Raw genomic sequence first — 14,019 nt, 5'->3', positions numbered from 1 at the left:
CCCCGTCGACGCCCGCCAGGCCACCGGCGTCCCCGGCGTGTGGGCCGCCGGGGAGCCCACCGGCGTCGGCGGCTGGCGGCTGGCCGAGCTCGAAGGCCGCCTCGCCGGGCTCGCCGCCGCCGGCAGGGCACTGCCCGTCAAGCTCGTCCGGCGGCGCGACAGCCTGCGCGCCTTCGCCCGCGCGCTGCTGGCGGCCTACCCCGTGAAGGACGGCTGGCAGGGCTGGCTGCGCGACGACACGCTCGTGTGCCGGTGCGAGGAGGTGCCGCTGGCCCGCCTGCGCGAGGCGCAGGGCCTGGGCGCCACCGACGCGCGCTCGGTCAAGCTGCTGGCCAGGCCCGGCATGGGCTGGTGCCAGGGCCGCATCTGCGGCTACCCCGTCGCCTGCCTCACCGGCGAGCGGCCCGCGCCGCCGCGCCGCCCCGTCGCCCAGCCGATCACCCTCGCAGCACTCGCCGAAGCCGCCGAACCCCCCACGGGAGGACATCCATGACCGATCGCAGCAAGGCCTGGCACGGCATCATGGTCGCCACCGCGCTCCCCCTGCGCGCGGACCTGACCGTCGACTTCGACGCCTACGCCGAGCACTGCCGCTGGCTGGTGGACCAGGGCTGCGACGGCGTCGTGCCCAACGGGTCGCTCGGCGAGTACCAGACGCTCACCGCCGACGAGCGGGCCCGCGTCGTGCGCACCGCCGTCGAGGCCGTGGGCGGGCGCAACGTGATGGCGGGCGTCGGCGCGTATGGCTCGGGCGAGTCGCGGCGCTGGGCCGAGCAGGCCGCCGAGGAGGGCTGCGGGTCGGTGCTGCTGCTGCCCCCGAACGCCTACCGCGCCGACGAGGCCGCGGTCGCCGAGCACTACCGCGAGGTCGCCGCCGCCGGGGTGCCCGTGGTGGCCTACAACAACCCCTACGACACCAAGGTCGACCTGACGCCCGCGCTGCTGGCCCGGCTGTTCGACGAGGGCCTGATCGTGGCCGTCAAGGAGTTCACCGGCGACCCGCGCCGCGCCTACGAGATCGCCGAGCTGGCCCCCGGCCTGGACGTGCTGATCGGCTCCGACGACGTGCTGCTGGAGCTGGCCCTGGCCGGCGCGACCGGCTGGATCGCGGGCTACCCGAACGCGCTGCCCGCCGCCGGCGCCGCCCTCTACAGGGCGGCCGTCGCCGGAGACCTCGGCACGGCCCTGCCGCTCTACCGTAAGCTCCACTCGCTGCTGCGCTGGGACTCCAAGACGGAGTTCGTCCAGGCCATCAAGCTGTCGATGGACCTGGCGGGCCGTCCGGGAGGCCCCTGCCGCCCGCCCCGGCGGCCGCTGACGGACGAGCAGGCCGCCGCCGTGCGCGCCGCCACCGAGAAGGCACTCGCGGAAGGACTGCGATGAGGACCAAACGCGTGTTCCACGCCGTGGACTCGCACACCGAGGGCATGCCCACCAGGGTCGTCACCGGCGGCGTCGGCGTCATCCCCGGCGCGAGCATGGCCGAGCGGCGGGTCTACTTCCGCGACCACCTCGACCACATCCGCAAGCTGCTGATGAACGAGCCGCGTGGCCACGCCGCCATGAGCGGCGCCATCCTGCAGCCGCCCACCCGGCCAGACGCCGACTGGGGCGTGCTGTTCATCGAGGTGTCCGGGCTGCTGCCGATGTGCGGCCACGGCACGATCGGCGTGGCGACCGTGCTGGTGGAGACCGGCATGGTCGAGGTCGTCGAGCCCGTCACCACCGTCCGCCTGGAGGTGCCCGCCGGGCTCGTCGTCGTGGACGTGGCCGTCCGCGACGGCATGGCGACGTCCGTGACGCTCAGGAACGTCCCCTCCTACGCCGACCGGCTCGACGCCACCGTCACCGTGCCCGGCTACGGGGAGATCCGCTACGACCTCGCCTACGGCGGCAACTTCTACGCCATCGTCGACCTCGACGCGTACGGGCTGCCGTTCGACCGCAAGGCCAAGAACGACATCCTCGCCGCCGGGCTGGCCACGATGGCGGCCGTCAACGCCGCCGACGAGCCCGTGCACCCCGAGGACGAGCGCATCCGCGGCTGCCACCACGTCTACTTCGCCGCGCCCGGCTCCGACGCCCACCACTCGCGGCACGCGATGGCCATCCACCCCGGCTGGTTCGACCGCTCGCCGTGCGGCACCGGCACCAGCGCCCGCATGGCCCAGCTGCACGCCCGGGGCGAGCTGCCGCTGGGCCGCGACTTCGTCAACGAGTCGTTCATCGGCACCCGGTTCATCGGCCGCCTGCTGGAGGACGGCGTCGTCGGCGGCAGGCCCGCCGTCTTCCCGTCGATCACCGGCCGCGCCTGGGTGACCGGCACCGCCCAGTACTTCCTCGACCCGCGCGACCCGTTCCCCGAAGGGTTCGAGCTGTGACCTCGCCTGCGAGCACGTCCCTGATCAGCACCGTCGACTACCACACCGGCGGCGAGCCGTTCCGGATCGTCACCGGCGGCGTCCCCGCCATCCCCGGCGCCACCGTGCTCGAACGCCGCGCCAACGCCCCCGCCGCCGCCGACCACGTGCGGCGGCTGCTCTGCCACGAGCCGCGCGGCCACGCCGACATGTACGGCTGCTTCCTCGTCCCGCCCGACGACCCCGGCGCCCACCTCGGCGTCCTGTTCTGGCACAAGGACGGCTACTCCACCGCCTGCGGCCACGGCACCATCGCGCTCGGCGTGCACGCCGTCCGCGAGGGCCTGGTCGAGAGCGACCCCGACGGCGAGACCGACGTCGTCGTGGACGTGCCCTCCGGCCGCGTCACCGCCCGCGTCCGCCGCGAGGCCGGCCGCGTCACCGCCGTCACCTTCGTCAGCGTCCCCTCGTACGTGATCGCGCGCGGCGTCCCGGCCGCCGGGATCGAGACCGACCTGTCCTACGGCGGCGCCATCTACGCCTCGGTGCCCGCCAAGGCCGTCGGCCTGTCCGTCGAGCCGCGCCACGTGGGCGAGCTCATCGCCTGGGGCCGCCGGATCAAGGCCGGACTGGAGGGGCACCCGGCCACCCGGCACCCCGGCGACGACCGGCTGTCCGGCGTCTACGGCGTGATCTTCTACGACGACCTCGGCCCCGGCCGCCAGCGCAACGTCACCGTGTTCGCCGACGGCGAGGTGGACCGCTCGCCGTGCGGGTCCGGCACCGCCGCCCGGCTCGCCCTGCTGCACGAGGACGGCCACCGCGGCACGCTCGTGCACGAGAGCGTCGTCGGCAGCGTGTTCCGCGCCCGGGTGGCCGCCGAGACGCCCGCCGGGGTGGTGCCCGAGATCGAGGGCATGGCCTACCGCACCGGCAGGCACACCTTCGAGCTCGACCAGGACGACCCCATCGGCACGGGGTTCACGCTGCGATGACCCTTCCCCATCTCGACGCCGACACCGTGCGGCGGCTGGTGCCCGTGGCCAGCGCCGTGCGGCTCCTGGAGGAGGCGCTGCTCGGCGGGCTGGACCCGGAGGCGACGCCGCAGCGGCCCGTCGTCGATCTGCCCGCCGGTCAGCTCCTGCTGATGCCCGCGGCGGCCGGGCGGTACGCCGGGGTCAAGGCCGCCACCGTGGCGCCCGGCAACGCCGCGCTCGGGCTGCCCCGCATCCAGGGCACGTACCTGCTGTTCGACGGCCGCACGCTGGCGCCGCTCGCCACGATGGACGGGATCGCGCTCACCTCGCTGCGCACGCCCGCCGTCTCCGCGCTGGCCGTCCGCCACCTGGCCGAGCCGGACGCCGGCGACCTGCTCGTGTTCGGCACGGGCCCGCAGGCGTGGGGCCACGTCGAGGCGCTCGCCGAGGTCAGGCCCGTCCGGCGGGTCACGGTCGTGGGCCGCGACCCCGGCCGGGCCGGGGCGTTCGCCGCCCGCTGCCGCGAGCTGGGCCTGGAGGCCGAGGCGCTGACCGGCCCGGGTGACCAGGCCGGTGATCAGGCCGGTGAGCGGGCCGGTGAGAGGGCCGGTGAGAGGGTCGGCGCGGCCGTGGCGCGGGCGGACCTCGTCGTCTGCTGCACCACCGCCAGGCAGCCGCTGTTCGACGGCGCGCTGGTGCGCGATCGGGCCACGGTGGTCGCCATCGGGTCGCACGAGCAGGATGCCCGGGAGCTCGACGGCGAGCTGATCGCCCGGTCGTGCGTGGTCGTCGAGGCGAGATCCGCGGCGCTGGCCGAAGCGGGGGATGTGGTCATCCCCATCCGCCACGGTACGATCACCACTCATCATCTCGCCGGAAACCTCGCTGAGCTGGTCGCGGGCCGGGTCGTCCCGGGCGACGGGCCCCGCGTGTTCAAGGGCACCGGCATGGCGTGGCAGGACCTGGTCGTCGCGGCCGCCGCGTACGAGGCGTGGTTTCAGCGGACCCGGTCCCGGAGGACCTAGGGAAGGGATGGGCGGATGGCTGCCGAGGACCGGCTCGACCTGCCGATGGTGGGCGAGCGGCAGAGCCTGCGCGAGCAGGTGGCGCACGCGCTGCGGGCCGCGCTGATCACGGGGGAGATGCGCCCCGGCGTGGTCTACTCGGCGCCGGTGCTGGCCGCGCAGTTCGGCGTGTCGGCCACGCCCGTCCGCGAGGCCATGCTCGACCTGGCCAAGGAGGGCCTGGTCGAGGCGGTGCGCAACAAGGGCTTCCGCGTCACCGAGCTGTCCGAGCGCGACCTGGACGAGCTGACCGAGATCCGCAGGCTCATCGAGGTGCCGACCGTGGCGCGGCTGGCCGACACCGGGCGCGCCGCCGACTTCGAGCGGCTGCGCCCGGTCGCCGAGGAGATCGTCGCCGCCGCCGAGCAGGGCGACCTGCTCGCCTACGTCGACGCCGACCTGCGCTTCCACCTGGAGCTGCTCGCGCTGTCGGGCAACGCGCACCTGGTCGAGGTCGTCAGGGACCTGCGCACCCGGGCCCGCCTGTACGGCCTGTCGCAGCTCTCCCAGCGCGGCACGCTGGCCGACTCCGCCCGCGAGCACGTTGAGCTGCTCGATGCGCTCAAGGGCGGCGACGTGGAGGCCGTCCGTCTGATCATGTCGGAGCACATCCAGCACGTGCGCGGCATCTGGGCCAGCAACGCCTGAGCCCGCCCTGGCCCCGGCAATCCCAGCCCCGGCCCGCCCTAGCCCCGGCCCGCCCGCGTCGAGCCGAAGCTGGCCGCCACGATGCACAGCACCGCCGCCCACTGCTGCACGTTCAGGATCTCGCCCAGCAGCAGCACGCCGATCAGCGCCGCAGCCGCGGGCTCGACGCTCATCAGGATGCCGAACACGTGCTTGGGCATCCGGCGCAGCGCCTTGAGCTCCAGCGAGTAGGGGATCACCGACGACAGCAGCCCCACGCCCAGCCCGATGAGCACCAGCTCCGGCTGGAGCAGGTCGGCGCCGCCCGTCGTGACGCCCACCGGCGCGATCACCACGGCCGACACGATCATCGCGAACGACAGCCCGGTGGTGCCGGGGAAACGGCCGCCGGCCGCCGCCGACAGCAGGATGTAGGCCGCCCAGCAGGCGCCCGCCACCAGCGCGAAGCCGATGCCGGCCCAGCTCACCCCGGCCGACTGCCCCCACGGCGCCAGCAGCACCACCCCGGCCGCGGCCAGGCCGACCCACAGCAGGTCGAGCCGCCGCCGCGAGGCCGCCACGGCGACGCCCAGCGGCCCCAGGAACTCGATCGCCACCGCGACGCCCATGGGCAGCCGCGCCAGCGCCTCGTAGAACGTCAGGTTCATCACCGCGAGCGTCACGCCGAACGCCAGGCCCACAGCCCAGTCGCGCCACGCCAGCCCGCGCAGCCGGGGCCGGGCCACCGCCCCCATGATCAGCGCCCCGGCAGCGATCCGCAGGAACACCACCGCGCTCGGCGGGAGCGCCGCGAACAGCTCCTTGGCGAACCCCGCCCCGAGCTGCACGGAGAAGATCCCCAGCAGCACCAGCCCGGACGGCGGAATGGAATCGGCGGCGCCGCGCAGCAGGCTGCCGGCCCGGGGCAGGCGGCCGCCGCGGTCGAGCGGGTCGTCGTAGGCGAAGGCGGTCACGGATCTCCTCACAGCGAAAAGGCCCTCGCAGCCTACCCACCGCCTCCGGCGTCGCCGCAGCCGAGGTGATATGACTGCCCGATAACCCCATGAATCGGTAAAGGGGACCCATGTCCGCCACTCCCGACAGGCCCCCGTCCTCCCTCGCCGCGGCCTCGTTCGTCAGCTGCTTCGACCGCTTCGCCGTGACGCCCATGCTCGTGCTCATCGCCGTCGACCTCGGCGTCCCGCTGGCCGCCGCCGTCGCCGTGGCCAGCGGCTACTACCTCGCCTACGGGCTGGTGCAGCCGCTGTGGGGCGTGCTGTCCGACCGGTTCGGGCGGGTGCGCGTCATGCGGATCGCGCTGCTCGGCGCGGCCGTGACGGGCCTGGTCTCCGCGTTCATGCCGGTGCTCGGCGCGCTCGTCCTGTCCCGGGTCGCCGCGGGCGCCTGCTTCGGCGCGATCGTGCCCGCCTCGCTCGCCTACGTCGGCGACACCGTCCAGCCGTCCGGCCGCCAGCGCGCCCTGTCGGACCTGATGGGCGTGATGGCGCTGGGCACCGCGCTGGCCACCGGCTTCGGCGGGCTGCTCGGCGACCTGGCGGGCTGGCGGCTGGTGTTCACCGTCCCGGCCGCGTGCGCGCTGGCCTGCGCCGTCGCGCTGCGCGCCCTGCCGGAGCTGCCCAGGAGCGCCGCCGGTCCCGGGCGCGGCGGGCACGTCGGCGCGGTCCTGCGCAGCCCGTGGGCGCTGCTGGTGTTCGCGCTGGCGTTCGTGGAGGGGGCCGTGCTCATCGGCACGATGGCGTTCCTGGCCACCGCCCTGCAGCACGACGGCGTCTCCACCACCGTGGCCGGGCTCTGCGCCGCCGCCTACGGGCTCGGCGTGTGGCTGTTCAGCCGGCTGGTCATGCGGCTGTCGCGTGGGTGGCCCGCGTGGTGGCTCATCGCGGCGGGCGGCGCGCAGATGTGCGCCGGGTACGCCGTCGTCGCCGCCGGGGTGAGCGTGGCCGCCGTCACGGTCACCGCGCTGCTGCTCGGCGGCGGCTGGTCGTTCATGCACTCGTCGCTGCAGACGTGGGTCACCTCCGTGGTGCCGCACGCCAGGGGCACCGCCGTGGCGTTCTTCGCCTCGGCGCTGTTCGTCGGCAGCGCCGCCTCCTCGTGGGCGGCCGGGCCGCTGGCCGGGGACGGCCGCTACGGGCTGCTGTTCGGGCTCGCCGCGGCGGCGGCGCTGCCCCTCACCGTCGTGGCCGCCCTCGCCAGACGCCGCTACGGCGCCCTCGTCCCAGACGCGACGCCCGGTTAGGCCAGGGCGTCGTCACGCGGGCCAGTCCCGGCGCGCGTCATTCCCAGCGGAAGGTGCGGGCGGCCAGGCCCAGGGAGGCCAGCGCCCAGACGGCCAGCACGGCGAGCGCGCCCAGCGGCAGCGCCGCGCCGCCCGACAGGACCGCGCGCAGCCCGCCGGTCAGCGCCGAGATCGGCAGCAGCTCCAGCACCGGCCGCACCGACGCGGGGAACTTCGCCAGCGGGAACACCACCCCGCCCGCCGCCAGCAGCAGCAGGTAGACCAGGTTGGCGGCGGCCAGCGTCGCCTCGGCCCGCAGCAGGCCGGCCATGAGCAGCCCGAGCCCGCTGAACGCGGCGGTGCCCAGCAGCACCAGCAGCGCGGCGGCGAACGGCGACCCGTGCGGCTGCCAGCCCAGCGCCAGCGCCACCACGACGATCACCACGACCTGGATGGCCTCCACCGCGATCACCGCGGCCGTCTTGGCCAGCATGAGCCCGCCCCGCGACAGCGGCGTGGCGCCCAGCCGCCTGAGCACCCCGTAGCGCCGCTCGAACCCGGTGGCGATCGCCTGCCCGGTGAACGCCGTCGACATCACCGCCAGCGCCAGCACGCCCGGCGCGAGGAACGCCACCCGGTCGCCGCCGCCCACGTCGATGAGCGGCGCCACCGAGAAGCCGACCAGCAGCAGCACCGGGATGATCATCGTGAGCAGCAGCTGCTCGCCGTTGCGCAGCATGGCCCGGATCTCGGCCCCGGCCTGCGCCAGCACCATGCGCGGGAACGGCGCCGCCCCCGGCGCGGGGGTGAAGTCCAGCGTGGCGCTCATCGCAGCTCCCTGCCCGTCAGCTCCAGGAACACGTCTTCCAGCGTGCGGCGCTCGATGCGCAGGTCGTCGGCCGTGACGCCCTCCGCCGCGCACCAGGCCGTCACGGTGGCCAGCAGCTCCGGGTCCACCTGGCCCTCGATGATGTAGTGGCCGGCCGGCGACTCCTTGGCCGCGCTCCCGGCCGGCAGCGCGTTGAGCAGCTCCTCCAGCCCCAGCCCCGGCCGGGCGCGGAACCGGAGCTGCCGCTCGGCGCCGGTCAGCGTGGCGGGACTGCCCTCGGCCACCACCCGGCCGCGGTCGATGATGACGACCTTGTCGGCCAGCCGCTCGGCCTCGTCCATGTGGTGGGTGGTCAGCACCACCGACACCCCGGCGGCGCGCAGCTCGCCGACCAGCTCCCAGCACGCGTGCCTGGCCTGCGGGTCGAGCCCGGCCGTCGGCTCGTCCAGGAAGACCAGCTCGGGCCTGCCGATGACGGCCGCGGCCAGCGACAGCCGCTGCTGCTGGCCGCCCGACAGCCTCCGGTACGGGGTCCGTACGTGATCGGAGAGGCCGAGGCGCTCCAGCAGCGCGCCCGGGTCGAGGGGACGGGCGTAGAAGCGGGCGACCAGCCGCAGCCACTCGGCGCAGCGCATCGCAGGCGGGACCCCGCCGGACTGCAGCATGACGCCCACCCGGGGGCGCAGCGCGGCGGCGTCGGGGGCGCTGCCGAGCACCCGCACCGTGCCGGCGTCGGCTTTGCGGAACCCCTCGCAGATCTCCACCGTCGAGGTCTTGCCGGCGCCGTTGGGACCGAGGACGGCGGTGACCGCGCCGCGCGCGGCCAGCATGCTGAGGCCGTCGACCGCGGTGGTGCCGCCATAGCGCTTGACCAGGTCCGCGATCTCGACGGCTGGGGATTCCATGCGCACGAGTTTAGGGACTGCCGGGGCCGGTCCGGCCCGCAGGGCAAGCTGGCCGAAATTTATCCCATAATTGGGAATTCGGGGGACCAGATGATGGTTTGACCCCTCGGCCCTCGTGGGCCACACCGCCTGCGGGGAAAGGGGTACGCATGTCCGTGGCAGAGGCCACGCAGTCGCAACCGGCCGTCGTCAAGGAGCGACGGGGGCTCCTGCTCCTCATCCTGGGCGCGCTGTCGGCGATCGGGCCGCTGTCCATCGACATGTACCTGCCCGCGCTGCCCGCCATCAGCGGCGAGATGCTCAGCCCCGCCGCCCAGGTCCAGCTCACGCTCACCGCCTGTCTCATCGGCGTGTCGGCCGGCCAGGTGATCGCCGGGCCCGTGAGCGACGTGCGCGGGCGGCGGCTGCCGCTGATCGTCGGCGTGGCCGGGTTCGCGCTGACGTCGCTGCTGTGCGCCTTCGCGCCGTCGGTGCCCGTGCTGATCGTGCTGCGGCTGCTGCAGGGGATGCTCGGCGGGGCCGCGCTGGTCATCGTCCGGGCCGTGGTCCGCGACCTGTACGACGGGCCCGCCATCGCCCGCATCTTCGCCACCCTCATGCTGGTCAGCGGCCTGGCGCCGATCCTGGCCCCGGTGGCGGGCGCGCAGCTGCTGGCCTTCACCTCCTGGCGCGGCGTGTTCGTCGCGCTCAGCCTGGCCGGGCTGGTGCTGCTGCTGGCCGTCCTGCCGGGCGTGCGCGAGACGCTGCCCGCCGAGCAGCGGGAGGGCGGCGGGCTCAAGCACACGCTGGCCACGTTCTGGGCCCTGCTGCGCGACCGCGCGTTCATGGGCTGCGCGCTCACGGCCGGGCTGGCCTTCGCCGCCATGTTCGCCTACATCTCCGGCTCGCCGTTCGTGCTGCAGGAGGTGTACGCGGCCACGCCCCAGCAGTATTCGCTCATCTTCGGGCTCAACGCGCTCGGCCTGACCGTGATGGCCCAGGTCGGCGGCAGGCTGTCGGGCCGGGTCCGGCCGGCGCGGCTGGTGTTCGCCGGCCTGTTCGTGAGCCTGGCGGGAGGCGGGCTGCTGCTGGCCGCCGCGGTCACCGGGCTGGGGCTGGCGGGTATCGTGGCGGGGCTGTTCGTCATCATGTGCGGCCAGGGGCTCGTCCTGCCGGGCACCGGCGCGCTGGCGCTGGCCGGGCAGCCCCCGCAGGTCGCCGGGTCGGCCTCGGCGCTGCTGGGCGTCCTGCAGTTCGCGCTGGGGGCGGTCGCGGCCCCGCTGGTGGGCCTGGCCGGCCAGGACACCGCCGTGCCGATGGCCGCGCTGATGCTCGCCCTGATGGCCGCTTCGGCGCTCAGCTTCGGCATCCTGGGACGCCAGCGAAATTAGGTAAGCCTACCCTGCGTGAGAAATTGCATTGCCGGGTCCTCCGGATTCATTTGAGATGCGGGAAGGAATTACGGCACACTGATGTTGTGAAAAACGTGCCCACGATCGAGCCAGGCAGCGAGCGCAGCACCCGTGCGCGCGTGGCCCGGCTGATCCTGGAACACGGTCCCATCGCCGCGGCGGCGCTGGGCGAGCGGCTCGGGCTCACGCCCGCGGCCGTCCGCCGTCACCTCGACGCGCTGCTGACCGACGGGATGATCGAGCCTCGCACCGGGCGCCAGCGCGGTCAGCGCGGGCGCGGGCGGCCGGCCAAGCTGTTCGCCATCACCGACGCGGGGCGCAGTGCCTTCGAGCACGCCTATGACGATCTGGCCGGGAGCGCGCTGCGTTTCCTGGCAGAGCGCATGGGAGAAGAAGCCGTGTCCGACTTCGCCCGCTCACAGGTTTCCGGCCTGCTGCGGCGGATGGAGCCGGTCATGCGGGCGGTGCCGGCCGACCAGCGGGTCCAGGTCCTGGCGCAGGCGCTGTCGGCGGAGGGTTACGCGGCCTCGGCCAGCAAGGCCAAGTCCGGCGGCGACCAGCTCTGCCAGCACCACTGCCCGGTGGCGCACGCGGCCGCGGAGTTCCCGCAGCTGTGCGAGGCCGAGACGGAGGCGTTCGCGCAACTGCTCGGCACCCCGGTGCAGCGCCTGGCCACGATCGCGCACGGCGACGGGGTCTGCACCACGCACGTCAGCCCCCAGACGCTGGGGCCCGCACATAGAGCCATCGATAAGAACAAGGAGACCGGAAGGTGACTGTCACCGACCGCCCGGAGCTGGAAGGCCTCGGGAATTACAAGTTCGGCTGGGCCGACCCCGACGCCGCCGGGGCCGCGGCCAAGCGCGGCCTGTCCGAGGAGGTCGTCCGAGACATCTCCGCGCTCAAGAACGAGCCGGAGTGGATGCTCGACCTTCGCCTGAAGGGGCTCCGCCTGTTCGGCAAGAAGCCGCTGCCGACCTGGGGCTCCGACCTCACCGGCATCGACTTCGACAACATCAAGTACTTCGTGCGCTCCACCGAGAAGCAGGCCGCTTCCTGGGACGAGCTGCCCGAGGACATCAAGAACACCTACGACAAGCTCGGCATCCCCGAGGCGGAGAAGCAGCGCCTCATCGCCGGCGTCGCGGCCCAGTACGAGTCCGAGGTCGTCTACCACAAGATCCGTGAGGACCTTGAGGAGAAAGGCGTCATCTTCGTCGACACCGACACGGGCCTGCGCGAGCACGAGGAGCTCTTCAAGGAGTACTTCGGCTCGGTGATCCCGGTGGGCGACAACAAGTTCGCCGCTCTCAACACCAGCGTGTGGTCCGGTGGCTCGTTCATCTACGTGCCGCCGAACGTCGAGGTCGAGATCCCGCTCCAGGCCTACTTCCGGATCAACACCGAGAACATGGGCCAGTTCGAGCGGACGCTCATCATCGTCGACGAGAACAGCTACGTGCACTACGTCGAGGGCTGCACCGCGCCGATCTACTCCTCCGACTCGCTGCACTCCGCGGTCGTCGAGATCATCGTGAAGAAGAACGCCCGCTGCCGTTACACGACCATCCAGAACTGGTCGAACAACGTCTACAACCTGGTCACCAAGCGCGCCGTCGCCTACGAGGGCGCGACCATGGAGTGGATCGACGGCAACATCGGCTCCAAGGTCACCATGAAGTACCCGGCCGTCTACCTGATGGGCCAGCACGCCAAGGGCGAGACGCTGAGCGTCGCGTTCGCCGGCGAGGGCCAGCACCAGGACGCCGGCTCCAAGATGGTGCACCTGGCGCCCAACACGAGCTCCAGCGTCATCTCCAAGTCGGTGGCGCGCGGCGGCGGCCGCACCTCCTACCGCGGTCTCGTGCAGATCGAGGAGGGCGCCCACGGCAGCGCCAGCACCGTCAAGTGCGACGCCCTGCTCGTCGACCAGATCAGCCGCTCCGACACCTACCCGTACGTCGACGTCCGCGAGGACGACGTCTCGATGGGCCACGAGGCCACGGTCTCCAAGGTCAGCGAGGACCAGCTGTTCTACCTCATGAGCCGCGGGCTCGAAGAGGACGAGGCGATGGCGATGATCGTGCGCGGCTTCGTGGAGCCGATCGCGCGTGAGCTGCCCATGGAATACGCGCTCGAGCTGAACCGGCTGATCGAGCTGCAGATGGAAGGAGCCGTCGGCTGATGGGCCTGAACGAGAAGCCCCTGTCGACCCTGCACGAGAAGGCGTCGTACGACCTGGCCGACTTCGAGGTCCCCACGGGCCGCGAGGAGGCGTGGCGCTTCACGCCGCTGTCGCGCCTGAAGGGGCTGCACAACGGCCAGGCCGCGGCCAGCGGCCAGGTGGTCACCCAGGTCTACACGCCCGAGGGCGTGCGGGCCGAGTGGGTCGGCCGCGACGACGAGCGCATCGGCAAGGCTTACGTGCCGGCCGACCGGGTCAGCGCCCAGGCCTACAACGGCTTCGAGAAGGCGCTGGTCGTGACCGTGCCGAAGGAGGCCGTGCCCGGCGACGCGATCACCGTCGAGATCAAGGGCAACGGCGGCGAGGGCGCGGCGTACGGCCACATCGTGGTCGTCGTCGAGCCGATGGCGCAGGCGACCGTGGTCGTCCAGCACGAGGGCAGCGCCGTCTACGCCGACAACGTCGAGTTCGTCGTCGGCGACGGCGCCACGCTCAAGGTCGTCAGCCTCCAGGACTGGGCCGACGACGCCGTGCACGTCTCCCACCACCACGCCCAGCTCGCCAAGGACGCCACGTTCCGGAGCTTCGTGGTGACCCTGGGCGGCGACCTGGTGCGGCTGTCGCCCAGCGTCTCCTACACCGGGCCCGGCGGCGACGCCGACCTGTCCGGCGTCTACTTCGTCGACGCGGGCCAGCACCTGGAGCACCGCCTGCTCGTCGACCACTCGCAGCCCAACTGCAAGAGCAACGTCGACTACCGCGGCGCGCTCCAGGGCGAGGACGCGCACGCCGTCTGGATCGGCGACGTGATCATCAGGGTGGCGGCCGAGGGCACCGACACCTACGAGCTCAACCGCAACCTCATCCTCACCGACGGCGCCCGCGCCGACTCGGTGCCCAACCTGGAGATCCTCACCGGCGAGGTCGCCGGCGCGGGGCACGCCTCGACGTCGGGCCGCCTCGACGACGAGCACATCTTCTACCTCCAGGCCCGCGGCATCCCGTTCGACGAGGCCCGCCGCCTGGTCATCCGCGGCTTCCTCGGCCAGCTCATCGAGAAGATCCAGGTCGAGGAGCTGCGCGAGCGCGTGATGAACGCGGTGGAGGCGGAGCTCGCACGATGAGCGGCTACGAGAAGGTGTGCAAGGTCAGCGACATCCCCGACGAGGGGGTGATCGGCGTCGAGGTGGGCGAGACCCCCGTGGCGCTGGTGCGCAAGGGCGACGAGGTGTTCGCCCTGCACGACATCTGCTCGCACGCCGAGGTCAAGCTCAGCGAGGGCGAGGTGTACGACGGCACCCTGGAGTGCTGGCTGCACGGCTCGTGCTTCGACATCCGCTCCGGCAAGCCCACCGGCCCGCCCGCGACCAAGCCCGTGAACGTCTACACAGTCAAGATCGACGGCGACGACGTCCTCGTCTCGCTCTCGAAGGAGTCATAAA

Annotated in this window: 15 protein-coding genes; 12 read left to right on the top strand and 3 right to left on the bottom strand. The window is 73.3% G+C overall.

What is annotated here, in order from left to right; all coding sequences use genetic code 11:
• The 6 genes from KME80_RS15780 to KME80_RS15755 all read left to right on the top strand — a co-directional run.
• A partial coding sequence (locus tag KME80_RS15780; protein ID WP_219505724.1) for a bacterioferritin-associated ferredoxin occupies positions 1-493 on the top strand: 493 nt, incomplete at its 5' end.
• A complete protein-coding gene (locus tag KME80_RS15775; RefSeq protein ID WP_219505721.1) occupies positions 490-1,383 on the top strand; it encodes a dihydrodipicolinate synthase family protein in 894 nt (297 codons plus the stop codon). The genes KME80_RS15780 and KME80_RS15775, both read left to right, overlap by 4 nt.
• A complete protein-coding gene (locus tag KME80_RS15770) occupies positions 1,380-2,381 on the top strand; it encodes a proline racemase family protein (RefSeq protein WP_219505719.1) in 1,002 nt (333 codons plus the stop codon). Before KME80_RS15775 ends, KME80_RS15770 begins: the two co-directional genes overlap by 4 nt.
• On the top strand, positions 2,378-3,355 hold the full coding sequence (locus KME80_RS15765; protein WP_308125782.1) for a proline racemase family protein: 978 nt from the start codon (positions 2,378-2,380) through the stop codon (positions 3,353-3,355). Before KME80_RS15770 ends, KME80_RS15765 begins: the two co-directional genes overlap by 4 nt.
• Positions 3,352-4,362 (top strand): ornithine cyclodeaminase family protein, encoded by a 1,011-nt coding sequence (locus KME80_RS15760; RefSeq protein ID WP_219505717.1) that lies wholly within the window; start codon positions 3,352-3,354, stop codon positions 4,360-4,362. The genes KME80_RS15765 and KME80_RS15760 overlap by 4 nt, the downstream gene beginning before the upstream one ends.
• 15 nt (positions 4,363-4,377) lie before the next feature.
• Positions 4,378-5,049, top strand: a complete 672-nt coding sequence (locus KME80_RS15755; protein WP_219505715.1) for a GntR family transcriptional regulator — start codon at positions 4,378-4,380, stop codon at positions 5,047-5,049.
• A 38-nt stretch (positions 5,050-5,087) separates the two neighbouring features.
• On the opposite strand, the gene KME80_RS15750 is transcribed toward KME80_RS15755, so the two are convergent.
• The gene (locus KME80_RS15750) at positions 5,088-6,002 is read right to left on the bottom strand and encodes an EamA family transporter (protein WP_219505714.1); all 915 of its coding nucleotides are present in this window, start codon (positions 6,000-6,002) and stop codon (positions 5,088-5,090) included.
• A gap of 110 nt (positions 6,003-6,112) precedes the next feature.
• On the opposite strand from KME80_RS15750, the gene KME80_RS15745 reads away from it, so the two are divergent.
• Positions 6,113-7,288 carry an MFS transporter gene (locus tag KME80_RS15745; RefSeq protein ID WP_219505712.1) on the top strand — a complete coding sequence of 392 codons (1,176 nt, stop codon included), beginning with the start codon at positions 6,113-6,115 and terminating at the stop codon, positions 7,286-7,288.
• Positions 7,289-7,325: 37 nt separating this feature from the next.
• On the opposite strand, the gene KME80_RS15740 is transcribed toward KME80_RS15745, so the two are convergent.
• Both KME80_RS15740 and KME80_RS15735 read right to left on the bottom strand, forming a co-directional pair.
• Positions 7,326-8,096 (bottom strand): ABC transporter permease, encoded by a 771-nt coding sequence (locus KME80_RS15740; protein WP_219505711.1) that lies wholly within the window; start codon positions 8,094-8,096, stop codon positions 7,326-7,328.
• On the bottom strand, positions 8,093-9,001 hold the full coding sequence (locus KME80_RS15735; protein ID WP_219505709.1) for an ABC transporter ATP-binding protein: 909 nt from the start codon (positions 8,999-9,001) through the stop codon (positions 8,093-8,095). The genes KME80_RS15740 and KME80_RS15735 overlap by 4 nt, the downstream gene beginning before the upstream one ends.
• 149 nt (positions 9,002-9,150) lie before the next feature.
• On the opposite strand from KME80_RS15735, the gene KME80_RS15730 reads away from it, so the two are divergent.
• The 5 genes from KME80_RS15730 (at position 9,151) to KME80_RS15710 (ending at position 14,018) form a co-directional block, all read left to right on the top strand.
• The gene (locus KME80_RS15730; protein ID WP_219505708.1) at positions 9,151-10,371 is read left to right on the top strand and encodes a multidrug effflux MFS transporter; all 1,221 of its coding nucleotides are present in this window, start codon (positions 9,151-9,153) and stop codon (positions 10,369-10,371) included.
• A 95-nt stretch (positions 10,372-10,466) separates the two neighbouring features.
• The gene (locus KME80_RS15725) at positions 10,467-11,168 is read left to right on the top strand and encodes a helix-turn-helix transcriptional regulator (protein WP_219505750.1); all 702 of its coding nucleotides are present in this window, start codon (positions 10,467-10,469) and stop codon (positions 11,166-11,168) included.
• Positions 11,165-12,577, top strand: a complete 1,413-nt coding sequence (gene sufB, locus KME80_RS15720) for a Fe-S cluster assembly protein SufB (protein WP_219505706.1) — start codon at positions 11,165-11,167, stop codon at positions 12,575-12,577. Before KME80_RS15725 ends, sufB begins: the two co-directional genes overlap by 4 nt.
• Positions 12,577-13,701 (top strand): Fe-S cluster assembly protein SufD, encoded by a 1,125-nt coding sequence (gene sufD / locus KME80_RS15715; RefSeq protein WP_219505705.1) that lies wholly within the window; start codon positions 12,577-12,579, stop codon positions 13,699-13,701. Before sufB ends, sufD begins: the two co-directional genes overlap by 1 nt.
• Positions 13,698-14,018, top strand: a complete 321-nt coding sequence (locus KME80_RS15710; RefSeq protein WP_219505703.1) for a non-heme iron oxygenase ferredoxin subunit — start codon at positions 13,698-13,700, stop codon at positions 14,016-14,018. The genes sufD and KME80_RS15710 overlap by 4 nt, the downstream gene beginning before the upstream one ends.
• Position 14,019: the final 1 nt, after the last annotated feature.

This window comes from Nonomuraea ceibae, assembly GCF_019396325.1.
GTDB classification, from domain to species: Bacteria; Actinomycetota; Actinomycetes; order Streptosporangiales; family Streptosporangiaceae; genus Nonomuraea; species Nonomuraea ceibae.
This window is presented reverse-complemented; position numbering and strand designations above follow the sequence as displayed.